Genomic DNA, 23,047 nt, shown 5'->3' on the forward strand with positions numbered 1-23,047 from the left:
GGCCTGTGGCGGCTGTGCGGCCGTTCAGTGCGCCGCACAGCGGCGTTCCAGATGGATCCCGGTGAACACGGCGACCTTGGCGCGCAGCACCCACGGGTCGAAGGGCTTGCCGATGTAGTCGACGGCACCGGCCGCGTAGCCGCGCGCGGAGTGCTCGGGGTCGTCGCCCATCGCGGTGAGGAAGATGATGGGCACGTCCCGGTTGCGGTGGCGGCGTTTGATGTGGGCCGCCGTCTCGTAGCCGTCCATGTGCGGCATCTGCACATCCATGAGGATGACCGCGAAGTCGTCGTGGTCCAGGAGGGCTTTCAGCGCGTCGCGCCCGGAGGAGACGGGCACCAGCTCCTGGTCGAGGGTGGACAGGACGGCCGCCATGGCGAGCAGGTTGTCCGGCTGGTCGTCCACGATCAGCACCTTGGGCAGGGTCCGCACCAGCGGCACCGGGTCGGGGGCGACGGCGGCGAGCCCGGTGCCCCGGTGGGCGCGCTCGACGGACTCCAGCTGCCGTTCGAGGAGTAAGCAGCGTTCCTCGGCCTGCTCCCGGCAGCGGCGGGTGGCCTCCAACTCGGCCGCCAGCCGGGCCACCTCGCCCCGCAGGGTGTCCCGTTCGCACAGCAGGGCGGTGAGGTCGGGACACGCCTCGGCGAGCCGGTCGGCGCGCTCCCGCTCGGCCTGCCACTCCGCCTCCAGCTGGCTCAGCCGCACCTCCAGGTCGGCGATCTGGTGCTGGCGGTCGAGCAGGGCCTCGCCGAGGACGTCCCCGCGCACGGTGGACCGGCGGGAGACCCGGTCGGCGTCGGCGAGCTGCTGCTCCAGCACCTCCACGGCGTGCTGCGGGGAGGTGCCCGCCTCGACGGCCGCCCGGTGCAGGCCGCGTATCAGCTCGATGGCCTCCGGGGTCGCCGGGGTGCCCCGGTGCTCGGCGAGGTCCGTGAACAGGTCCATCACCACCTCCCACGGCGGCACCCGGGTCCCGCTGAGATAGCGGGAGAAGGTGCCCGCGTCCCGGTTGCGGCGGGCCGCGTACCGGCGCACCGACACCTCCAGACCGGCGAACAGCTCCCGCAGGGCCTGGGCCAGGGCCCGCGACGGCTCCCTGAGGTCCCCCGCCAGGGGACGCAGCTCAGTCATCGCCGCCGCCTCCCGCGGCCGGGCCGCGCCCGGCGTCCTGCGGAACACCCGGCTCCACCAGCCGGTCGAAGAACGGTACGGCGACCCCCGCGGCCGCCAGTCCGTACAGCACGCTGCGCGCGGCACCGTCCCCGGCCAGCGCGGTCAGCACACCCGCCCCGATCCCCGCGAGCACCGCGAGGGCCAGCACCAGGGCCGCCCGTACGGAGAGCAGTGAACGTTCCATCACGCCCCTTCACGCCCCTTTCCCCACCCGGCCACACGGGCCGGACCCCACTCCTCCGGGCGATGTCCGCCGGAGGGCGTGGCCCAGCATGGAACGGGGGGCGGGCGTTGCACCGGACAACCGTCACACCGGCAACGTTGACAGGCGTTGGCGGCGCAACACCAGCGCGTGCGGCTCCGGCTGGTACGCGCCCGCGCGCGGGCCGCGCGTCGCCCCATCCCGTCACCCGTCGCCCGTCACCGGGGGTGCTCAGGGCCGCTCGGGCCGCCGGCCCAGGACGAGCCACTTCGACGGGAGCGCGATCCGTGAGCCGTCGGGCTCGTACTCGGTGGTCGTCAGCGGCAGCTCGCCCTCGGCGAGGACCGGGAGCGAGGCCGCGGCGAAGAGCGCGGTCGGCTCGTCGTCGGACATGGTCCGCGGGGCGACGCAGTGCCGCAGCACGGGCTGGAGCTTGGGGGGTGGCCCGGCCGGCGCGGCGGCCAGTTCGGCGAGGCGCCGGCCCGCCGCCTCGGCGGGCTCCACCACGAAGGCGCGGCCCCGGGTGCCGACGAGGACCGCTATCGCGTCCGCGAGGGCCTGCCGGTCCTGCGGCTCGGCCTGGTGCAGCACCCCGCGGACATAGACATTGCAGTCGCCGGTCTCCGCCCGCAGCCGGGCGATCCCGGCGCTGTCGACGGCGTCGAGCTGCCGGAACCGGATCTCCCCCAGGGGTTCGGGGCGCTCCCGCCGCAGGGCCAGCGCGATGGCGGCGGCGGACAGGTCGACCCCGAGGACGCCGGGGAAGCGGTCGGCGAGGAAGAGGGTCTGGGTGCCGTTGCCGCAGCCGATGTCCACCAGGGTGAGCCGGTGGTCGTCCACATGGGGTTCGAAGAGGGCGAGGTGCAGGGCCACGGTCAGCTCGGGCTCGGTGTCCCAGAAGACCTCGCCGCGCGCCCCGGACACCTCGCTCCAGAAACCCTCCCAGGCATGCATGTATCCATCAGTGACACTCATGACCGGCTCCCGAATATGTTGACTTCGCGTCAAGAGGTGGTCTATCGCGTGATGGGTTTCTCCACAAGAACGGCTCACGGACTTTGGCCCGTGCCCGGCGTGCCCGGGGTGTCCAGGGTGCCCGGTGTGCCCGGCGGGGCGGCCGCGTCGGTACGGCCGCCCCGCCGCTACGCTCCGGCGTCGCGGGCGACCTCGGCCGCCAGCCGGTCGAGCACCAGGTCGTAGATGCGGGCCAGGCCCTTGGGGGCGAAGGTGCGCTCGAAGAACCCGCCGATGCCGCCGGCGCCGTTCCACACGCTGGTGACGACGACCTTGCTCCGCTTCTCCCCGGCCGGGGTGACGGTCCACGTGGTGACCATGGACGAGTTGCGGTCCTTCTCGACGAGCTGCCCGTCGGTGGGCTCGGAGACCTCCAGCAGGCAGTCCCGCACCCGCTTCTTGGTGGCCTGGAGCTTCCAGTGGACGAGGGTGCCCTCGCCGTCGCCGCCCTCACGGACCTCGTACTCGCTGAACTGCTCCGGGAGCAGCTTCGCGCGTGTGCCCGAGTAGTCGGCCAGTGTGTCGATCACGGTCTCCGCGTCCGCCGCGATGATCCGCTCCGTCGTGGCCTCGACCTGCGCCATGACTCTTCCTCCAGCAGTCGACTTTGGGTGTGGGGGTGCCGCGTGGGCCCGGCCTAGCCAACCATCCCACCACCCACCACCCAAATCCGGGGCCCCTGTCCCGGGTCCTGGTCACGGGGTCGCGTGCCGACCCCCTGCGATCATGCGAACACATGTTCTATTCTTTGGGCTCCGTACGACCGAGGAGACGTCCATGCGCTGGGACCAGCTGGCCGACAACCCCGTCCGGGCCCGGGATTCCGCGCTCTTCGGCACGTCCGCCGTGACCACGCGGACCTTCGACACCCCCGAGTTCCGGGGCATGACCTTCCACGAGGTCCGGGCCCGGTCGCTGCTGAACCGGGTGCCCGGGGCCTCCCGGGTCCCGTTCACCTGGACCGTGAATCCGTACCGGGGCTGCTCGCACGCCTGCGTGTACTGCTTCGCCCGCAAAACGCACAGCTATCTGGACCTGGACACCGGACACGGCTTCGACTCCCAGATCGTCGTCAAGATCAACGCCCCCGAGGTGCTCCGCCGCGAGCTGGCCGCGCCCGGCTGGCGGGGCGCGCATGTGGCGATGGGCACCAACGTCGACTGCTACCAGCGGGCCGAGGGCCGCTACCGGCTCATGCCCGGGATCATCGAGGCACTGACCGAGCGCGCCAACCCGTTCTCGATCCTCACCAAGGGCACGCTGATCCTGCGCGATCTCGATCTGCTGACCGAGGCCGCCCGCGTGAGCGAGGTCGGGATCTCCGTCTCGGTCGGCTTCGTCGACGACGACCTGTGGCGGACGGTCGAACCGGGCACCCCCGCACCCGCCCGCCGGCTCGACGTGGTCCGCGCGCTGGGCGAGCGCGGCATCGGCTGCGGGGTCCTGATGGCCCCGGTGATCCCCTTCCTCGGCGACCACCCGGACCAGCTGCGGGCCACGGTCCGCGCGATCGCCGCCGCCGGAGCGACCTCGGTGACCCCGCTCGTCCTCCATCTGCGGCCCGGGGCCCGGGAGTGGTTCATGGAGTGGCTGCGGCAGCGCCATCCACAGCTCGTGGGGCGGTACGAGCGGCTGTACGCGGCCGGCGCGTACGCCCCCACCTGGTACCAGAGGCGGATCACCCGCCAGGTCCACGAGCTGGCGGCGGAGTACGGGATCGGCCCGGCCGGGCCCGCGCTGCCCCGGCGGATCCGGCGGGGCGACCCGGAGGCGGCAGAGGGGACAGAGCGCATGGAGGACATGGGAGGGGCAGGCGGGAGCGGCGGGACGGCGGGGCCCACTCAGCTGACCCTGCTGTGAACCCGCCCGGCCCGGCGAGTGATCATGGGCGGATGACCGATCGACCGACTTATGTGAAGGCCCCCGAGGGGCTCGCTCCCGGCACCGGCTACAGCCATGTCGTCTGGGGCACCGGCCGCTTCGTGGCCGTGTCCGGGCAGTGCGCCTTCGACGAGCGGCGCGAGGTGGTGGGCGTCGGCGACCCCCTCGCCCAGTCGCGCCGGGTGTTCGAGAACATCCGGCGCGCTCTCGCGGCGGCGGGCGCGACCTTCGACGACATCGTCAAGCTGACCTACTTCGTCACCGACATCGACCATCTGGCACAGGTGCGGACGGCCCGGGACGAAGTACTCGACCCGGAGCGGCTGCCGGCCAGTTCGGCGGTGCAGGTGTCCGCGCTGATCCTGCCCGAGCTGCTGGTCGAGATCGAGGCGTACGCGCTGCTGCCGGAGGAGGGCCCGCGCGGCGGCTGAGCCCGGCAGGATCCGTCAGAGACGGCCTAGTCCTTCGTCCAGGTCGACGGGGCCCAGCGGCGGGCGCCGTGGTCGTAGTCGTAGCTCGGCCGGCCCCCGGCCGCGCTGGTTCTGAACGGGCGGCCGCCGTTGTCGATCCGGGTCGTCCCCGAGCGGTCCCCGCTGCTCCACTCCAGTTCGAGATACCACTCGCAGTCGCAGCCTGCGGTGGTCGCGGTGGCGAGCAGTACCTCGGGGTCCTTCGCGGAGACCCGGTACGGGAAGGAGACGGCCGGGATGTCCTTCTCCCCGTCGACGCCGGGCACCGGGCGGGCGACGGGCCGGGGCTTGTCGAGATCGACGGCGAAGGTCCGCTCGGTCAGCGCGCCGCCGCAGCCGGAGTCCATCCGGAAGGCGTTGTACGGGAGGGGCGCCCGCCGTGCGACGACCCGGACGCGCAGCGCCTGGAGGACGACGGCCTCTTCACCGCGGCCCTGCACGGTGAAGCGCACCAGGGTGTCGCGGCCGTGCACGGCGCCGAGGGCGCTGGCCCACGGGCGGGCGTCGGCCGCGACGGGCGGCGGGGGGACGGCCCCGGGCTTCCGGTCCACGAGATAGGTGTGGTTGCACCCGGCTTCCCAGGCGTGCTGGTCGGTGGAGACCGTGAACGGGAGGGGTCCGTCCGGTTTCCGGACCGGCGCCGGGGGTCCGGTGGAGGCCCGGGGGCCGGTGGCCCCGCCTGCGGCGCCGGTGGCCGTCACCGCCCCGGCGGACGGGCCGCGCGAGGCCGTCGGGCGCGGCGGTGCCGAGGCGGAAGCGGACGGCGAGGGTTTCCCGGACGGCGAGGCCGTGGGTGCCGAACGGTCCGGGGACGGGTCGGGGTCCGGGTCCGGGTCGGGGTCCGGTGCGGATGCCCGGCCGCCGTCGGGTACCAGGGCGGTGCCGGGCTCACGGCTGTCACCGCTGTTGCCGAACAGCGATCCGTCGAGGGTCAGCAGGGTGACGAGGACACAGACGGCGGTGACGACGGCGGCCGCGCCGATCAGGAGGGGCCGGGGGCGACGGCGGTCCCGGGCACCCGGTCGCGGGCGCTCGGCGAGTACGACGGTGACCTCGGGCTGCCTGGGCTCCCCCGCCGTCACGGGCCCCGCCGGCCCCGCCAGCACGTCGGCGGCCATGGCCGGCTCCGTACCCGCTTCCGTACCGGCCGCCGGAGCGGGCTCCGGCACAGAATCCGGCACGGACTCCCGCTCGGACTCCCGCACAGGCCTCGGCGCGGACTTCGGCAAGGTGCCCGCCGCCTCCTGGCGCAGGGTCCGTTCCCGGTCGGCGGCCAGCCAGAGGCTGTGCAGCGCCACCAGTTCCTCCCCCTGGCAGCCGCAGAACCGGGCGAACCTCTCGACCGGCGCGAACTCCATCGGCACCGTGTGCCCGGAGCAGTAGCGGTGCAGCGTGGAGCCGCTGACCCCGATCCTGCGGGCGAGTGCCCCGTAGCTGCGCCCCGAAGCCTCGCGTATCTCCCGCAGCCGCCGGGCGAATGCCTCCGTGCCCGGACCCTGGCTCTGCGTCCCCACCGTTCCAGCTCCCCCGTCGTCCCGGAGCGGCGTTCCACCCCTGCACATAATCCCACGTCAGAAAGGGTGGAATGGTTCCATGGCAGGCGGAGGGGGTGGGACGGTTGTCCCACCCCCGGCGGTGTGCGGAAGCTGATGCCTGTTCAACCGACCGACCCGACCTGGGGGAACGCACTTCCATGAACAAGCTCCGCACGACCGCCGCCACCTCCGTGGCCGTCGCCCTCGCCACCGCCTCCTTCGCGATGGCCACCGCCGCTCCGGCGCAGAGCGCCCCGCAGCCGAAGCCGAAGTTCCTCGCGGCGAAGGAACTGCCCGGCAAGGGCTGGAAGGCCGACAAGGTGAAGCCGGGCAAGACCTTCGACACCTGCTACAGCAAGGCCCTGCCGACGAAGGGCAGCTCGTACCGGACCTTCCGCGTCACGAACAAGGAGACCGGCGCCGAGCAGACGACCACCGTCGCCTCCTCCACGGCCCAGGCCAAGAAGCTCGTCTCCTCGGTCCGCGACCGGATCGCGAACTGCCTGGAGCGGCTGAAGAAGGAGGACAAGAAGCTCAAGGGCCAGGAGAAGTACTACGGCAAGGTCGGCGTCGAGGAGGGTGCCCACGTCTACGGCGTCGCCACCGTGCGCCCGAACTCGGCGTACGACGTGAACCTGTTCTCCGTCGGCCGGGACGGCCGCACGGTCACCGTGGTGGGCTGGGGGGAGTTCGGCACGCTCAAGAGCGCTCCCGTGAAGGCGTTCAAGAAGACCACGAAGACCGCGGTCGCCAAGCTCTACTGAGCCTGGGCCTGAGCCCGCAGGGCGCCCTGGCGCCGGGGCGCCCGCACTGAACGACCGGGTCCGCCGGCCGGCACCCTGCCGGCCGGCGGGCCCGTACGCGTACCCCGGGGGCACTCTCAGCCGAGGCGGGCGAGGGCCGCTTCCGCCGCCGCCCGCAGCCGGGGCACACCGCGGGCGTCGCCGAGCACCCCGGCCGCCCGGGGGTCGCCGAGCGCGCCCAGCCCTTCGACGCAGGCCAGCGCCACCCGGCCGTAGGGATCCCGGGGCGTCAGTCTGCGGCGGAGCACGGTGATCAGCGCCGGTACGGACTCGGGTGCCCGCAGCCGGGTGAGCAGCCGTACCGGCACCAGGGCGTAGGCGACCCGCAGTTCGTTGGTGGCGAGCGCGGCGGCGGCGCGGGCGGTCCGGGGGTCGGCGAGTTCGTGGAGGGCGTGTGCGGCGGAGACACAGCGCTCCGGGTCGCGGTGGTTGAGCAGCAGCACCAGCGATTCGAAGGCCCGGCGGTCCCCCGCGCAGCCCAGCCGGAAGGCCGCCGTCTCGCGGGCCCACAGCGGGCGTTCCGGTGCGGTGAGGACGGCCGCCAGTTCCTCGTGGTCCCCGGTCGTCAGCAGTCGCTCGAACGCGGCCGGGCCACCGGACTCGGACCTCAACCGCTGGGCCAGGGAGCGTAATTCCTCGTCCATGACGATCAGCGTAGCCCGGGGCGCCGCCGGCGCTGTACGGGCGACCCAGATCACACCCGCACGGGTATGGCGCGCTCGTTACCCGCCAGTTAACCTCAAGTGAGCGGGCAACCCCCGCCTCTCTCCCGGTGGCCTGGTGACGCAGCCGCCGGGAATCGCCGTCGGTTCGGTGAAAGTTCCCGGCACGCGTACGCACCATCCGTGTGCCGGACCGGCGCGGCCCCGGGACAGGGCCCGCCCCGCACCAGGCCCGGCCGGGCGCCCGCCCGGACGTGGTTCCGCCCCGGTACCGCCCGTTCCCCCCTTTTTCTTCTTCCCCACCCGTTGCGCGCGGCGTGCCCGGCGCGCCCGGTCCTTGACGCGCCCGCCGTGCTCGATGTGCTCGACACGCTCGCCGTGCTCGATGTGCTCGATGTGCTCGTGGCGTGTCCGCACTCCCGCTCACCGCCCTCCTCCTCTTCAGTCGTCACTCACCTGGAGTCCCCCGATGGACACTCCTCTCCCCACCGTCGCCGTCGTCGGCCTCGGCACCATGGGTACCGGCATCGCGGAAGTCCTCGCCCGTTCGGGCCGTACCGTCGTCGGCGTCGACATCAGCGACTCCGCCGCCCGCGCCGCCGTCGCCGCGCTGGAGGCGGCCACCGCCCGCTGTGTGGCGCGCGGCCGGCTCACCGAGGCGGAGCGGGCCCGGGTCCTCGCCCGCTTCCGCACCCACCGCGACCTCGGCGCCGCCGCGGACGCCGATCTGGTGATCGAGGTCGTCCCCGAGTCCTACGAGGTCAAGCGGCAGGTGCTGCGCGAGCTGGACGGCGTGGTCCGGCCGGGCACGATCCTGGCCACCGGCACCAACGCCCTGTCGGTGACCCGGCTGGCCGCCGACTCCCAGTACCCCGAACGAGTGCTGGGGATGCACTTCTTCAACCCGGCGCCCGCCATGCGCCTGGTCGAGATCGTCTCCTCGGTGCTGACCGCGCCCTCCGCCGTGGCGGCGGTCACCGCGCTCGCCCGCGACCTGGGCAAGGAGCCGGTCACCGCCGGGGACCGCACCGGTTTCGTCGCCGACGGCCTGCTGTTCGGCTATCTCAACCAGGCCGCGGCGATGTACGAGTCGAAGTACGCCTCCCGCGAGGACATCGACGCGGCGATGCGGCTCGGCTGCGGGCTGCCGATGGGCCCGCTGGCCCTGCTCGACCTGGTCGGCGTGGACACCGCGCGCACCGTCCTGGAGGCGATGTACGCGGAGTCCGGGGACCGGCTGCACGCCCCCGCCCCGGTGCTGCGGCAGCTCAGCGACGCCGGTCTGACCGGGCGCAAGGCGGGGCGCGGCTTCTACACGTACGCCGGTCCCGGCACCGCCGCCGTGGTGCCGGACGCCCTCACCCCCCAGCCGTCCGGCTTCCCGACCATCGGCCGCGAGGTCCGTACGGTGGGGATCGCCGGCTCGGGGACGATGGCGGCGGGGATCGCCGAGGTGTTCGCCCGGTCCGGTTACGGGGTGGTGCTCGCCGCCCGGTCGACCGCGAAGGCGGCGGCGGCCCGGGGCCGGGTCGAACGGTCGCTGGAGCGCTCGGTGGCCAAGGGCCGGATGACGGCCGAGGCGGCGGCGGGGACGCTGGAGCGGATCGCGCCCGCCGGTGCGCTGGGCGCGTTCGCCGGGGCGGATCTGGTGCTGGAGGCGGTGGCCGAGGACCTGGCGGTCAAGCGGGCGCTCTTCGCCACGCTGGACGCGGTGTGCAAGCCGGGCGCCGTTCTGGCGACGACGACGTCCTCGCTGCCGGTGGTGGTGTGCGCCCGGGCCACGGACCGCCCCGGCGATGTCATCGGGATGCACTTCTTCAACCCGGCGCCCGCGATGAAGCTGGTCGAGATCGTCCGTACGGTCCTCACCTCGGACGATGTCCATGCCACCGTGCGTGCGGTGACGGCGACGATCAAGAAGCACCCGGTGGACTGCGGCGACCGGGCCGGGTTCATCGTCAACGCACTGCTGTTCCCGTATCTGAACAACGCGGTGAAGATGGTGGAGAACCACTACGCGTCGCCGGACGAGATCGACGCGGCGATGAAGCTGGGCGGCGGCTATCCGATGGGGCCGTTCGAACTGCTCGACGTGGTCGGTCTCGATGTCTCCCTGGCGATCGAGAGGGTGCTGCACCGGGAGTTCCGCGACCCGGGGCTCGCACCGGCGCCGCTGCTCGAACAGCTGGTGGCGGCGGGCTGCCTGGGCCGCAAGACGGGGCGCGGCTTCCGCGAGCATGCCCGGCGCTGACCGGCCGACGGCTCCCGGTCCGGCGCGGCCGCCGTCCGCGCACGGGCCGGGCCCGCCCCCCGGAACGGATCCCGCAGTGAATCCCGCAGCGGATCCCGCGGTGAATCCCGCGACGGATTCCGCAGGGGATTCCGCGGCGGATTCCGTTCCGGATCGGGGGCACCCGCCGGGCCCCGTCACCGAGCGCGCACCCACCACCGGTCCCACCCCCACGCCGGGTTCCGGTTCGGGCCAGGGGAACCGCCCCTGGGCGCTCGGTGCCATGGGGCCCGGCGGGGTTCACCCGGCCGGGGAGTTCCCGGGCGGCGCCCGACCGGGGTGCGTGTGCGCCGGTCGGCGCCCGGTCGCGGCCCCCGGCGGGAACGGGGGCGTGGACCACCCACAGGCGCGCTCTCCTGCGCCGATGCAGTACGTTCGGGTCATGTCCCAGCCCGCCAGGCCCGCCCGTCCGAAGACTTCCGCCGACGTTCCCGGGAGCGCCGCAGGCACCCGTGCCGCCGCCCAGCGGCTCAAGATGCGCCGCGAACTGGCGGCGGCGGCGATGGAGCTGTTCGCGACCAAGGGGTACGAGGCGACGACCGTCGACGAGATCGCGGCCGCCGCCGGGGTGGCCCGGCGCACGTTCTTCCGCCACTTCCGGTCCAAGGAGGAGGCGATCTTCCCGGACCACGACGACACCCTCGTCCGGGCGGAGGCGGTGCTGAACGCGGCTCCCGCGCACGAGCAGCCGCTGGACACGGTGTGCCGGGGGATCAAGGAGGTGATGCGGATGTACGCCGCGTCGCCCGCGGTCTCCGTGGAGCGCTACCGGCTCACCCGTGAGGTGCCGACGCTGCGGGAGCGGGAGATCGCCTCCGTGGCCCGGTACGAGCGGCTGTTCACCCGTTATCTGCTGGGGCACTTCGACGAGCGCGACCACCACGACGGCAACGATGATCCGCTGCTGGCGGAGGTGGCCGCGTCGGCGGTGGTGACCGCGCACAACCATGTGCTGCGGCGCTGGCTGCGGGCGGGCGGCGAGGGCGATGTCGAGTCACAGCTCGACCACGCGTTCGCGATCGTCCGGGACACCTTCGGCACGGGGATCGGCGCGGCCCGCCCCGGTGACCACGCGGCCTCCGGGACCACCGGGGCCGCCGCCGGGGCCGCCGGGGAGGCGACCGCCCCCGCCGGGGCCGAGAGCACCGCCCGGGACTCCGTGACGGCTGCGGCGCCGGCCGCCCCCGTGGTGCTGGGCCAGGACGGCGAGGTACTGGTCGCGGTGGCCCGTACCGACGCGCCGCTGGACGATGTGATGCGGACGATCGAACGCGCCCTCCAGGCCCACCGCGCCTGAGCACCCCTCCGGCCCCCCCGGCCGCCCGATGTTCTGGCGAGCCGGGGCCGTCTCGCGTTGCACGGCGGGCGTGATCCACTGCGTGGCCCGTATCCATAGGGCCCCAATCCCCCGGTGTTTACTCCCCCTTGACGCACCAGAGGTCTCTTCCTACGCTCCACACCGTTCAGCCATCGGATCACTGTGCACGTCCTTGGACGGAGTTGATCGGTCGTGGCCGTGAGCAGGCGGGGATTTCTGGGGCGGGTCGCGGCCGGAACAGCGGGCGGGGTGGCCGCCGGAACCCCCGCCGCGGCCGCGCCCGCCGCAGCCGCCCCGGCCGCCGCCCCGCCCGCCGGACCCCACCCCGGCCCGTACCGGGAGGGCCGCGCGGGACCGCTGCGCGGCATGCGCACCGACCAGGAGTGGCAGGACTTCCTCGGCGGGCAGGACCTGATCTGGAAACGCCTGCCGCGCACCTGGTACGAGGGCCCCTTCCTGGGCAACGGGCTGCTCGGCTCGATCCTGTACGCCGAACCCGGTGAGAACGCGGTGCGCTTCACCGTCCACCACAGCGAGGTCCAGGACCACCGGCCGGAGTTCGGCAACGAGTGGGGCGTCGCCCGGCTCCCCGTCGGCAACGCGGTGCTCGTCCCCGTGGGCGCCATCACCGGCGCGGAGCTGCGGCTCGACCTCTGGAACGCCGAGGCCACCGGCGTGATCACCACCGACCGGGGCACCCTGCGGCTGCGCGCCCTGGTCCACGACGATCGCGATCTGCTGGTCCTGACCGTCCGCCCGAGCAAGGGCGAGGAGGGCTTCCGCTTCGATTTCCGGCCGTCGCCTGCCGTCAGCCCCCGGATCGTGCGCGAACCTCCGCCGGCGGACTTCCCGCCCAACCCGCCGCCCACCACCCGCCAGGAGGACGGGCTGACCCTCGTCACCCAGGAGCTGTACGCGGGCGGCCTCACCGCCACCGCGCACCGGGAGCGCCGCCGGGGCCGGGAGCGCTCCTTCCTGCTGTCGGTGGCGCACTCCCACCCGGGCACGGACGCGGCGGCGCGGGCGGCCGCCACCGTCCGCAGGGCGGCGGCCCTGCCCCCGGCGGCGCTGCGGCGCACCCACCGCGACGGGTGGCACCGGTTCTACCGCAAGAGCTTCCTGTCCGTCCCCGACCAGCTGCTCCAGAGCTTCTACTGGATCCAGCTCTACAAGCTGGGCAGCGCGGCCCGCGCCCATGCCCCCGTGATGGCGACCACCGGTCCCTGGCTGGAGCCGACGCCCTGGCCGAGCGTGTGGTGGAACCTCAACGCGCAGCTGGAGTACTGGCCCGTGTACGGCTCCAACCATCTGGAGCTGGACGCCCTCCCCCGGACCCTCGCGGAGAACACCGGCATCCTCGTCGGGGCGCTCCGGGCGCCCTACCGGCACGACTCGGCGGGGCTGCGCCGCTCCACCGACGCGCGGTGCGACGACGCCGGCTGGGTGGGCGTGCCGGGAGTCGGCGACCCGGAGGTGGGCAATCTGCCCTGGGCGCTCCACAACGTCTGGCTGTCCTACCGGCACACTCTGGACCGCCGGATCCTGGCGGACGTGCTCTATCCGCTGCTGCGCCGCTCCACCAACTACTACCTGCACTTCCTCACGCCCGGCGCGGACGGCCGGCTGCATCTGCCGAAGACGTTCTCGCCGGAGTACGGCAGCGCTCCGGACTGCCACTACGATCTGGCGCTGCTGAGGTGGAGCTGCGCGACCCTGCTGGAGACGGTGCGGCTGCTGAAGCGGTCCGATCCGCTGGAGTCGCGCTGGCGCGAGGTGCTGGCGCGGCTGGCCGACTACCCGGTGGACGACAAGGGGTTCATGGTCGGGGCCGGGGTGCCGTCCCACCGGCACTACTCCCATCTGCTCGCCGTCTATCCGCTGTATCTGGTCACCTGGGACCAGGAGGAGCACCGGGAGCTGATCGCGCGCTCGCTCCAGCACTGGATCGGCTTCGAGGGCGCGCTGCGGGGCTACAGCTTCACCGGGGCGGCGTCCATCTCGGCGCAGATGGGCCGGGGGGACGACGCGCTGCGTCTGCTGCGGGAGCTGGTGGCCCGGTTCATCCAGCCGAACACGATGTACTACGAGGCGGGTCCGGTGATCGAGACCCCGCTGTCGGGGGCGATGTCCCTGCACGACATGGTCTGCCAGAGCTGGGGCGGGGTGGTGCGGATCTTCCCCGGGGTGCCGGGCGAGTGGGCGGATGTGACGCTCCACGACTTCCGTACCGAGGGTGCCTTCCTGGTCAGCGCGGTCCGCCGGGGCGGGGCGACCCGCTGGGTGCGGGTGCGGGCGGTGGGTGCGCCGCCCGCGCACCGGGTGGCGGACGGGGACCGGTGCCGGGTGCGGCACTCGATCGCGGGCCCGGTGACGGTGTCGGGCATCGGCGGCCCGCCGCCGCCGTGGCGCGATCTGGGCGGCGGCGAGGTGGAGCTGGAGCTGCCGCGGCGGGCGGAGGCGCTGATCCATCCGGTGGGGAGCCGTCCCCGTACGGTCGTGGAGCCGGTGCGGATCACCCGGCCCGCCGAGCCCTGGGGGCTGCCGGCTCTGAGCCCGGCCGGCGGGGTGACCCCGGTCGATCTGGGCGCGCACTTCGACAACGACGGCATCACCACGGAGATGTTCTTCGCGGACGGGGACTTCGACGGCGACGGGCGGACGTATCCGATGGCGCAGCTGCCGCAGACGGGCCGGACCACGGACGACGGAATCGTGTTCACGGTCGCCAACGGGAGCGAGGGGACGCCGAACAACGTGATCGCTGCGGGCCAGACGGTCGCGGTGCCGCCCGGGGCGTACGTCCGGCTGCATGTCCTGGGCGCGGGCGACACCGGGAACGCGACCGTCCCGGCGGTGCTGTCGTACGCGGACGGGTCGGTGCGGGCGGTGCCGGTGCGGCTGACGGGCTGGCTCTCCGGTCCGGCGTACGGGGAGACGGAGGCGGTGCGGACCGGTCAGATCCACACGCGTGCGGGGCCGCTGGGCACCAAGGCGGCGATCTTCCATCAGCGGGTGCCGGTGGATCCGGCGAAGCGGCTGGTCTCCGTGGTGCTGGGGCGTCCGTCGGGGGCGGCGCGGGCGCATGTCTTCGCCCTCTCCCTGGAGGCGCCGGTCGGCTGAACGGCCATATGAGCGGTACGGATTCGTGCGCACACGAGCCCGTACCGCTCATGCGTGAGATCAACCGAACAGATGAGGGAATTTCCTGGCACGCAGTGTCTTGTCAAGTGACACGGAGTGCCATACGTTGGGCTCGTCCGGGCGGCCGGCAGCGCGACCACCGCGTGCGCCGGCTGTCCCCTCGGGCCATCGTGCCCGTGCGCCCGGACGCCTGCGTCACAGGCTCCGTACCGCAGCGCCCACCAGCGCCACCGCAGCACCCGCGCCGAACCGACGGCCACCTCCACAGCAGCAGCACGCATTCGACCCTCACTCCCGCCGGGGCCCTCAAGGGTGCCCCGACGCGCTTCGCCGGAGGCCCCACCGTGAAGGAAATCCTGGACGCGATCCAGTCGGCGGACACCACGCCGGCCGACTTCGCCGCGCTGCCGGTGCCCGAGTCCTACCGCGCCGTGACGGTGCACAAGGACGAGACCGAGATGTTCGCCGGGCTGCCCACCCGGGAGAAGGACCCCCGTAAGTCACTGCACGTCGAGGACGTGGCCGTGCCCGAACTCGGCCCCGGCGAGGCGCTGGTGGCCGTCATGGCCAGCTCGGTGAATTACAACTCCGTCTGGACCTCGATCTTCGAGCCGCTCTCCACCTTCGGCTTCCTGGAGCGGTACGGACGCCTCTCCGAGCTGACCCGGCGGCACGACCTGCCGTACCACGTCATCGGCTCCGACCTGGCGGGCGTGGTGCTGCGCACCGGCCCCGGGGTCAACGCCTGGCAGCCCGGCGACGAGGTGGTGGCCCACTGCCTGTCGGTGGAGCTGGAGTCCTCCGACGGCCACAACGACACCATGCTCGACCCCGAGCAGCGGATCTGGGGCTTCGAGACCAACTTCGGCGGCCTCGCCGAGATCGCGCTCGTCAAGTCCAACCAGCTGATGCCCAAGCCGGCCCACCTCAGCTGGGAGGAGGCGGCGGCCCCGGGGCTGGTGAACTCCACCGCGTACCGTCAGCTCGTCTCCCGCAACGGGGCCGGGATGAAGCAGGGCGACAACGTCCTCATCTGGGGCGCGAGCGGCGGACTCGGCTCGTACGCCACCCAGTTCGCGCTGGCCGGCGGCGCCAACCCGATCTGTGTGGTCTCCAGCGAGCAGAAGGCACAGCTGTGCCGGGCGATGGGCGCGCAGGCCGTCATCGACCGCAGCGCCGAGGGCTACCGCTTCTGGCCGGACGAGCACCGGCAGGACCCCCGGGAGTGGAAGCGGTTCGGCAAGCGGATCCGTGAACTCACCGGCGGCGAGGACGTGGACATCGTCTTCGAGCACCCCGGCCGGGAGACCTTCGGCGCCAGCGTCTTCGTGACCCGCAAGGGCGGCACGATCGTCACCTGCGCCTCCACCTCCGGCTACACCCACGAGTACGACAACCGCTATCTCTGGATGTCACTGAAGCGGATCATCGGCTCCCACTTCGCCAACTACCGCGAGGCGTGGGAGGCCAACCGGCTGATCGCGAAGGGGAGGATCCACCCCACGCTCTCCAAGGTCTACCCCCTGGAGCAGACCGGGCAGGCCGCCTACGACGTCCACCGCAATCTCCACCAGGGCAAGGTCGGCGTGCTCGCCCTCGCCCCCCGGGAGGGCCTGGGCGTGCGCGACCACGAGCTGCGCGAGAAGCATCTCGACGCCATCAACCTGTTCCGCGATCGCTGAGGTCCCCGCGATGACACCCTCACGTCCGAAGCGTCCGAAGGACCGGCCATGGCTCATGCGGACCTACGCGGGGCACTCCACCGCCGAGGCGTCCAACGAGCTGTACCGCCGCAACCTCGCCAAGGGCCAGACCGGCCTGTCGGTCGCCTTCGACCTGCCCACCCAGACGGGGTACGACCCCGACCACGTCCTCGCCCGCGGCGAGGTGGGCCGGGTCGGGGTGCCCGTCGCCCATCTCGGGGACATGCGCGCGCTCCTGAGGGACATCCCCCTGGAACGCATGAACACCTCGATGACGATCAACGCCACCGCGATGTGGCTGCTGGCGCTCTACCAGGTGGTCGCCGAGGAGCAGGGGGCGGACCTCACGGCCCTGACGGGGACCACCCAGAACGACATCGTCAAGGAGTACCTGTCCCGCGGGACGCATGTCTTCCCGCCCGGCCCCTCGCTCCGGCTGACCACCGACATGATCGCCTACACCGTGGCGCACATCCCCCGGTGGAACCCGATCAACATCTGCAGTTACCACCTCCAGGAGGCCGGGGCGACCCCGGTCCAGGAGATCAGCTACGCCCTCGCCACCGCCACGGCCGTGCTCGACGCCGTCTTCGCCACCGGACAGATCCCGCCCGAGCGCCGGGACGAGGTCGTGGGCCGGATCTCCTTCTTCGTGAACGCGGGCGTCCGGTTCATCGAGGAGATGTGCAAGATGCGCGCGTTCTCCCGGCTCTGGGACCGGATCACCCGGGAGCGGTACGGCATCGAGGACCCCCGCCGGCGGCGGTTCCGCTACGGCGTCCAGGTCAACTCGCTGGGGCTGACCGAGGCCCAGCCGGAGAACAACGTCCAGCGGATCGTCCTGGAGATGCTGGCCGTCACCCTCTCCAAGGACGCGCGCGCCCGCGCCGTACAGCTCCCCGCCTGGAACGAGGCACTGGGCCTGCCCCGCCCCTGGGACCAGCAGTGGTCCCTGCGGATCCAGCAGGTGCTCGCCCATGAGTCGGACCTGCTGGAGTACGACGACATCTTCGCCGGATCGCATGTCATCGAGGCCGAGGTGGACGCCCTGACCGGCCGCTGCCTGGCCGAGCTGGACCGGATCGAGGACATGGGCGGGGTGCTCGCCGCCGTGGAGTCCGGCTATCTCAAGTCCCGGCTGGTCGCCTCGCACGCCGAGCGGCGGGCCCGGATCGAGTCGGGCGAGGAGAAGATCGTCGGCGTCAACGTCCACGCCGCGAGCGAGCCGAGCCCGCTCACCGCCGACCTCGACACCGCGATCCTGACCGTGGACCCGGCGAACGAGGCCGAGGTGGTGGCCGGCCTGCACACCTGGCGCGACGACCGCGACGAGGTCCGGGCCACCGAGGCGCTCACCGCCCTGAAGAAGGCGGCGGCGGGGACCGCGAACCTGATGCCCGCCACCCTGGAGTGCGCCCGCGCCGGCGTCACCACCGGCGAGTGGGCCTGGGCCCTGCGCGATGTGTTCGGCGAGTTCCGCGCGCCCACCGGGGTCTCCGCCGCGCCGCTGACCGGCACCGCCGAGGCCGGCTCCCCGCTCGCCGCCGTCCGGGAGAAGGTCGCGCGCACCGCCGCCGACCTGGGCTGCGGCCGGCTGCGGCTGCTCGTGGGCAAACCGGGCCTGGACGGCCACTCCAACGGCGCCGAACAGATCGCCGTACGGGCCAGGGACGCCGGGTTCGAGGTGGTCTACCAGGGCATCCGGCTCACCCCCGAACAGATCGTCGCCGCGGCCCTCGCCGAGGACGTGCACTGCGTCGGACTCTCCATCCTCTCCGGCTCGCACGGCGAGCTGGTCCCCGAGGTCCTGGAGCGGCTGCGCGCGGCCGGCGCCGACGAGCTGCCCGTCGTCGTCGGCGGCATCATCCCCGGCGCCGACGCCGCCGCCCTGCGCGCCGCCGGAGTGGCCGCGGTGTTCACCCCGAAGGACTTCGGCATCACGGAGATCATCGGCCGTATCGTCGACGAGATCCGCACCGCCAACCGGCTCGACCCCCTGGAGGTCCCCGCATGACCCGCCCGACCGTGAACCGCCTGCGCCCGCGCCGCTCCTGCCTGGCGGTGCCCGGGTCCAACCCCCGGTTCCTGGAGAAGGCCCAGGGCCTCGCCGCCGACCAGGTCTTCCTCGACCTGGAGGACGCCTGCGCCCCGCTCGCCAAGCCGGAGGCCCGGCACACCATCGTGAAATTCCTCAACGAGGGCGACTGGACCGGCAAGACCCGGGTGGTCCGGGTCAACGACTGGACCACCGAGTGGACCTACCGCGACGTCGTCACCGTGGTCGAGGGCGCCGGCCAGAACCTGGACTGCGTCATGCTGCCGAAGGTGCAGGACGCCCAGCAGATCACCGCCCTGGACCTGCTGCTCACCCAGATCGAGAAGGCCATGGGCTTCGAGGTGGGCCGGATCGGCATCGAGGCGCAGATCGAGAACGCCGCCGGCCTGGTGAACGTGGACGCCATCGCCGCCGCGTCGCCCCGCATCGAGACCATCATCTTCGGCCCGGCCGACTTCATGGCCTCGATCAATATGAAGACCCTGGTCGTGGGCGAGCAGCCGCCCGGCTATCCCGCGGACGCCTACCACTACATCCTCATGCGCATCCTGATGGCCGCCCGGATGCACGACCTCCAGGCCATCGACGGCCCCTATCTCCAGATCCGGAACGTGGACGGCTTCCGCGAGGTCGCGGGGCGGGCCGCCGCACTGGGCTTTGACGGCAAGTGGGTGCTGCACCCGGGCCAGGTCGAGGCCGCCAACGAGGTCTTCGCCCCCTCCCAGGAGGACTTCGACCGCGCGGAACTGATCCTGGACGCGTACGCGTGGCACACCTCCGAGGCCGGCGGGCGCAAGGGCTCGGTGATGCTCGGCGACGAGATGATCGACGAGGCCAGCCGGAAGATGGCGCTGGTCGTCTCCGGCAAGGGCCGCGCGGCCGCCATGACCCGTACATCCGTCTTCCTGCCCCCGGAGGCCTGATCGCCATGCAGTTCGGCCGCACCTACGAGGAATTCACCGTCGGGGACGTCTACCGGCACTGGCCGGGGAAGACGGTCACCGAGTACGACGACCACCTCTTCTGTCTGCTGACGATGAACCACCACCCGCTCCACCTGGACGCCCACTACGCGGAGCACACGACCGACTTCGGCCGCAATGTCGTGGTGGGGAACTACGTCTACTCGCTGCTCCTCGGCATGTCCGTGCCGGACGTGTCGGGCAAGGCCATCGCCAATCTGGAGGTCGAGTCGCTGCGGCACGTGGCGCCGACCTTCCACGGCGACACGGTCTACGGCGAGACCACGGTGCTGGACAAGACGCCGTCGCGGTCGAAGAGCGACCGGGGGATCGTGCACGTGGAGACCCGGGGTCTCAAGCAGGACGGGACGCTGGTCTGCGTCTTCCGGCGCAAGGTGATGGTCCCGACCCGGGAGTACATCGACGCGCGGGGCGGGGAGCAGCCGGGCCGGCCGCTGCCCGCCGGCTTCCCGGCCACTCCCCGCTCTTCCTCCGCCTCCGCCTCCCCGTCCCCGTCCCCGTCCTCGACCACGGAGAACTGATCATGGCGCGACTCGCCCGGACACATGACCTGACCGAGGTCCAGCAGGAGATCCTGGCGACCGTCCGGGACTTCGTCGACAGGGAGATCCTCCCGGTCGCCACCGAGCTGGAACACCGGGACGAGTACCCCACCCGGATCGTGGAGGGGCTGAAGGAGCTGGGCGTCTTCGGGCTGATGATCCCGGAGGAGTACGGCGGTCTCGGCGAGTCGCTGCTCACCTACGCGCTGTGCGTGGAGGAGATCGCCCGGGGGTGGATGTCCGTCTCGGGGATCATCAACACCCACTTCATCGTCGCGTACATGCTCAAGCAGCACGGCACCCGGGAGCAGAAGGAGACCTTCCTGCCCAGGATGGCGCGGGGCGAGGTGCGCGGGGCGTTCTCGATGTCGGAGCCGGGGCTCGGCTCGGATGTGTCGGCGATCACGTCCAAGGCGGTCCGGGACGGTGACGGCTATCTCCTCACCGGCCAGAAGATGTGGCTGACCAACGGCGGGACCTCCTCGCTGGTGGCCGTGCTGGTGCGCAGTGACGAAGGACACCCCGCCGACGCTCCGCCCCATCGGTCGATGACGACCTTCCTGATCGAGAAGGAACCCGGCTTCGGCGAGGTCCGGCCGGGGCTGACCATCCCCGGGAAGATCGAGAAGATGGGGTACAAGGGGGTCGACACCACCGAGATGATCATGGACGGTCTGCGGGTGCCCGCGGACCGGGTGCTCGGCGGGGCCACCGGCCGCGGTTTTTACCAGATGATGGACGGCGTCGAGGTCGGCCGGGTCAATGTGGCCGCGCGGGGGTGCGGGGTCGCGCAGCGCGCCTTTGAGCTGGGGATCTCCTACGCCCAGCAGCGGCATGCCTTCGGCCGCGCGATCGCGGGCCATCAGGCGATCCAGTTCCGGCTGGCGGAGATGGCCACCAAGGTGGAGGCCGCGCATGCGATGATGGTGAATGCGGCCCGCAAAAAGGACTCCGGGGAACGAAACGACCTGGAGGCAGGGATGGCGAAGTACCTGGCCGCCGAATACTGCAAAGAGGTCGTCGAGGACGCCTTCCGGATCCACGGCGGCTACGGTTTCTCGAAGGAGTACGAGATCGAGCGGCTCTACCGGGAGGCGCCCATGCTGTTGATCGGTGAGGGAACCGCCGAGATCCAGAAAATGATCATTGGCCGGAGGCTCCTTGAGGAGTATCGAATCCAGGGCTGATTGTCGGATTTAAGGCAATTTGTCAGCGAAGAAGATCACACCGCGTCATCGCCTTCCGGCCGTCGACTCGGCTTCTGGCTTTCCCAGTTACCGCTTGCACCCGATAACATCGATGGAAAGTCGCCGTCCCCGTCAATCAGCGCGGCATTGTCCGCTACGAAGGTCATCCATGCCCCACAGCCAAACCTCTGCACACCGCGACAGCCTCGCCGGCGTACGGATCGCACGCGGAGCATCGCCGTGGCTTCTGCCGACCGTCGCCACGGCCGCGCTCAGCCTGGCCCGTGCCGGTCGGTCCCGGCGCGCCGCGGCCATCGCCGTGCCCACCACCGCGCTCGCGGCGGGCATGCTGTGGTTCTTCCGCGACCCCGAGCGCGAGATCGCCCAGGGCCGCGTCATCTCGCCCGCCGACGGCGTGGTGCAGAGCATCATGCCGTGGAAGGACGGACGCACCCGCGTCGCGATCTTCATGAGCCCGCTGAATGTCCATGTCAACCGTGCCCCGCTGGCGGGCACGGTCACCTCGGTCGAGCATGTGCCCGGCGGCTTTGTTCCGGCTTTCAACAAGGAGAGCGAGAACAACGAGCGCGTCGTCTGGCACTTCGACACCGAGCTGGGCGACATCGAGATGGTGCAGATCGCCGGAGCGGTCGCGCGGCGCATCGTGCCCTACGTGCCGCAGGGCACCAAGGTCGAGCAGGGCGATCGTATCGGTCTGATCCGCTTCGGCTCGCGCGTCGACATCTACCTTCCGGAAGGTGTCGAGGTCGCGGTCGAGGTCGGGCAGACCACGACCGCGGGGGTGACTCGCATTGACCGTGATTGATCCTGATACACAGGCCGGCTGGGTGGCCGAGGCGGAGAAGGAAGCCGAGGACGAAGCGGAGGAAATGCCCCTCTCGCTCCGGCTCTCGATAGCGGACACGCTCACCCTCGGCAACGCGACCTGCGGATTCATGGCGGTGTACTTCACCACCACCGGAATCCTCATCCCGCATCTGGAGGGCAGCCAGGAGACCGGCATGGCGCGGCACAGCGCCGCCACCGCCGTGATCCTGATGCTCGCGGCTGCGGTATTCGACCTCTTCGACGGGCTCGTCGCACGCAAGCTGCGCAGCTCGCCGATGGGCGCGGAGCTGGACAACCTCTCCGACCTCATCAGCTTCGGACTCGCGCCGGCCTACTTCGTCCTGGTCTGGGGCATGGTCGACACCACCGCCGTGGAGAAGGTCTCGGCACTCGCCGCGATCGTGGTGCTACTGGCTGTGGTGCTGAGGCTGGCCAGATTCTCCTGCGTCACCATGAAGGACGGCATGTTCCAGGGCATGCCGAGCCCCTTCGGCGCGCTCACCGTGGTCTCCATCGTCCTGTTGGAGCTGCCGTTCATCCCGACCCTGCTGGCGATCATCGGCACGGCCTGGCTGATGGTGAGCCGGGTGGAGTACCCGAAGCCGCGCGGGGTCCTGGCGGTGGCGATGCTCGGCTGGATCGTATCCGCGATGGGGCTGCTGGCGGCCTGGGCGTTCGACGCGCCCGGCGGCCATCTGCTGCTCCAGACGGGCTGCGCGCTCCAGGTGGTGCTGGGCGCGGTGATCCCGCTCTTCGCCACGGCACGACGGGTGAACACCTTCCGGTACAACCGCCGGGAGGCGCGGGCGGCGCAGCACTCCTGACGCCGTACCGCCCATGACGGGACGAGGCCCGGACGTATCCACGTCCGGGCCTTAGGCCGTCTCTTACGGATCTTGCTGGGGCTCGCGTGCCCTGGCACCGCACTCCCCCTGGGCCTTGCGGCCCGGGAGGTACCCCCACGCCGCGTTGTCGTCAATCGCCGCTGGCCCCCTGGGCCTGGCGGCCCGGGAGGTACCCCCACCGCATGGACTCATTCCTCCGCCTTGCGATGCGTCCCCACGGCCCTGGCGGGCCTGGGGAGACCCCATGCACCAGACCCCGCTCCCTGACCCAGCCTGATCCGTAAGAAACGACCTAGTGACCTGAGTCGGAGATTCGTCGGCAGTAGTGGGCGACTTTGTCGAGGATCTCGTCGGCGGTCTTGGTCCAGATGAACGGTCTGGGGTGTTCGTTCC

At 72.1% G+C, this 23,047-nt stretch carries 19 protein-coding genes; 13 read left to right on the forward strand and 6 right to left on the reverse strand.

Annotated features, from left to right (window positions below):
• Positions 1–24: 24 nt before the first annotated feature.
• The 4 genes from SYYSPA8_RS36425 to SYYSPA8_RS36440 all read right to left on the reverse strand — a co-directional run bounded on the left by SYYSPA8_RS36425 (position 25) and on the right by SYYSPA8_RS36440 (position 2,973).
• The gene (locus SYYSPA8_RS36425) at positions 25–1,131 is read right to left on the reverse strand and encodes a response regulator (protein WP_323451761.1); all 1,107 of its coding nucleotides are present in this window, start codon (positions 1,129–1,131) and stop codon (positions 25–27) included.
• Complete coding sequence (locus SYYSPA8_RS36430) at positions 1,124–1,357, reverse strand: hypothetical protein (protein WP_323451762.1); 234 nt, start codon at positions 1,355–1,357, stop codon at positions 1,124–1,126. Before SYYSPA8_RS36430 ends, SYYSPA8_RS36425 begins: the two co-directional genes overlap by 8 nt.
• 249 nt (positions 1,358–1,606) lie before the next feature.
• On the reverse strand, positions 1,607–2,350 hold the full coding sequence (locus tag SYYSPA8_RS36435) for a class I SAM-dependent methyltransferase (RefSeq protein WP_323451763.1): 744 nt from the start codon (positions 2,348–2,350) through the stop codon (positions 1,607–1,609).
• 167 nt (positions 2,351–2,517) lie between these two features.
• Positions 2,518–2,973 carry an SRPBCC family protein gene (locus SYYSPA8_RS36440; RefSeq protein ID WP_323451764.1) on the reverse strand — a complete coding sequence of 152 codons (456 nt, stop codon included), beginning with the start codon at positions 2,971–2,973 and terminating at the stop codon, positions 2,518–2,520.
• A gap of 193 nt (positions 2,974–3,166) precedes the next feature.
• On the opposite strand from SYYSPA8_RS36440, the gene SYYSPA8_RS36445 reads away from it, so the two are divergent.
• Both SYYSPA8_RS36445 and SYYSPA8_RS36450 read left to right on the forward strand, forming a co-directional pair.
• Complete coding sequence (locus SYYSPA8_RS36445) at positions 3,167–4,249, forward strand: Rv2578c family radical SAM protein (protein ID WP_323451765.1); 1,083 nt, start codon at positions 3,167–3,169, stop codon at positions 4,247–4,249.
• A 32-nt stretch (positions 4,250–4,281) separates the two neighbouring features.
• Complete coding sequence (locus SYYSPA8_RS36450) at positions 4,282–4,701, forward strand: RidA family protein (RefSeq protein ID WP_323451766.1); 420 nt, start codon at positions 4,282–4,284, stop codon at positions 4,699–4,701.
• Between the two features lie 26 nt (positions 4,702–4,727).
• Here SYYSPA8_RS36450 and SYYSPA8_RS36455 read toward each other — a convergent pair whose 3' ends face one another.
• Positions 4,728–6,254: a helix-turn-helix domain-containing protein gene (locus tag SYYSPA8_RS36455; RefSeq protein ID WP_323451767.1), complete on the reverse strand. Its 1,527-nt coding sequence runs from the start codon at positions 6,252–6,254 to the stop codon at positions 4,728–4,730.
• A gap of 179 nt (positions 6,255–6,433) precedes the next feature.
• On the opposite strand from SYYSPA8_RS36455, the gene SYYSPA8_RS36460 reads away from it, so the two are divergent.
• Positions 6,434–7,039 carry a hypothetical protein gene (locus tag SYYSPA8_RS36460; RefSeq protein WP_323451768.1) on the forward strand — a complete coding sequence of 202 codons (606 nt, stop codon included), beginning with the start codon at positions 6,434–6,436 and terminating at the stop codon, positions 7,037–7,039.
• Between the two features lie 116 nt (positions 7,040–7,155).
• Here SYYSPA8_RS36460 and SYYSPA8_RS36465 read toward each other — a convergent pair whose 3' ends face one another.
• Complete coding sequence (locus tag SYYSPA8_RS36465; RefSeq protein WP_323451769.1) at positions 7,156–7,722, reverse strand: HEAT repeat domain-containing protein; 567 nt, start codon at positions 7,720–7,722, stop codon at positions 7,156–7,158.
• A 487-nt stretch (positions 7,723–8,209) separates the two neighbouring features.
• On the opposite strand from SYYSPA8_RS36465, the gene SYYSPA8_RS36470 reads away from it, so the two are divergent.
• The 10 genes from SYYSPA8_RS36470 to pssA all read left to right on the forward strand — a co-directional run bounded on the left by SYYSPA8_RS36470 (position 8,210) and on the right by pssA (position 22,633).
• Positions 8,210–9,991 (forward strand): 3-hydroxyacyl-CoA dehydrogenase family protein, encoded by a 1,782-nt coding sequence (locus SYYSPA8_RS36470; RefSeq protein ID WP_323451770.1) that lies wholly within the window; start codon positions 8,210–8,212, stop codon positions 9,989–9,991.
• Positions 9,992–10,394: 403 nt separating this feature from the next.
• On the forward strand, positions 10,395–11,327 hold the full coding sequence (locus SYYSPA8_RS36475; RefSeq protein WP_323451771.1) for a TetR family transcriptional regulator: 933 nt from the start codon (positions 10,395–10,397) through the stop codon (positions 11,325–11,327).
• A 387-nt stretch (positions 11,328–11,714) separates the two neighbouring features.
• Complete coding sequence (locus SYYSPA8_RS36480) at positions 11,715–14,468, forward strand: glycosyl hydrolase family 95 catalytic domain-containing protein (RefSeq protein ID WP_323451780.1); 2,754 nt, start codon at positions 11,715–11,717, stop codon at positions 14,466–14,468.
• A 365-nt stretch (positions 14,469–14,833) separates the two neighbouring features.
• The gene (gene ccrA, locus SYYSPA8_RS36485; RefSeq protein WP_323451772.1) at positions 14,834–16,171 is read left to right on the forward strand and encodes a crotonyl-CoA carboxylase/reductase; all 1,338 of its coding nucleotides are present in this window, start codon (positions 14,834–14,836) and stop codon (positions 16,169–16,171) included.
• A 10-nt stretch (positions 16,172–16,181) separates the two neighbouring features.
• Entirely contained in the window at positions 16,182–18,206 is a 2,025-nt protein-coding gene (locus SYYSPA8_RS36490) for a protein meaA (RefSeq protein ID WP_323451773.1), read from the forward strand.
• Entirely contained in the window at positions 18,203–19,171 is a 969-nt protein-coding gene (locus SYYSPA8_RS36495; RefSeq protein WP_323451774.1) for an HpcH/HpaI aldolase/citrate lyase family protein, read from the forward strand. Before SYYSPA8_RS36490 ends, SYYSPA8_RS36495 begins: the two co-directional genes overlap by 4 nt.
• A gap of 5 nt (positions 19,172–19,176) precedes the next feature.
• Entirely contained in the window at positions 19,177–19,752 is a 576-nt protein-coding gene (locus SYYSPA8_RS36500) for a MaoC family dehydratase (RefSeq protein WP_323451775.1), read from the forward strand.
• Positions 19,753–19,754: 2 nt separating this feature from the next.
• Positions 19,755–20,960, forward strand: coding sequence for an acyl-CoA dehydrogenase family protein (locus SYYSPA8_RS36505; protein ID WP_323451776.1), 1,206 nt, complete (start codon positions 19,755–19,757; stop codon positions 20,958–20,960).
• Between the two features lie 169 nt (positions 20,961–21,129).
• Positions 21,130–21,786, forward strand: coding sequence for a phosphatidylserine decarboxylase (locus SYYSPA8_RS36510; protein WP_323451777.1), 657 nt, complete (start codon positions 21,130–21,132; stop codon positions 21,784–21,786).
• Complete coding sequence (gene pssA / locus SYYSPA8_RS36515; protein WP_323451778.1) at positions 21,779–22,633, forward strand: CDP-diacylglycerol--serine O-phosphatidyltransferase; 855 nt, start codon at positions 21,779–21,781, stop codon at positions 22,631–22,633. Before SYYSPA8_RS36510 ends, pssA begins: the two co-directional genes overlap by 8 nt.
• Positions 22,634–23,047 lie beyond the last annotated feature (414 nt).

The sequence above is a fragment of the Streptomyces yaizuensis genome, assembly GCF_034961445.1.
Taxonomy (GTDB): Bacteria; Actinomycetota; Actinomycetes; order Streptomycetales; family Streptomycetaceae; genus Streptomyces; species Streptomyces yaizuensis.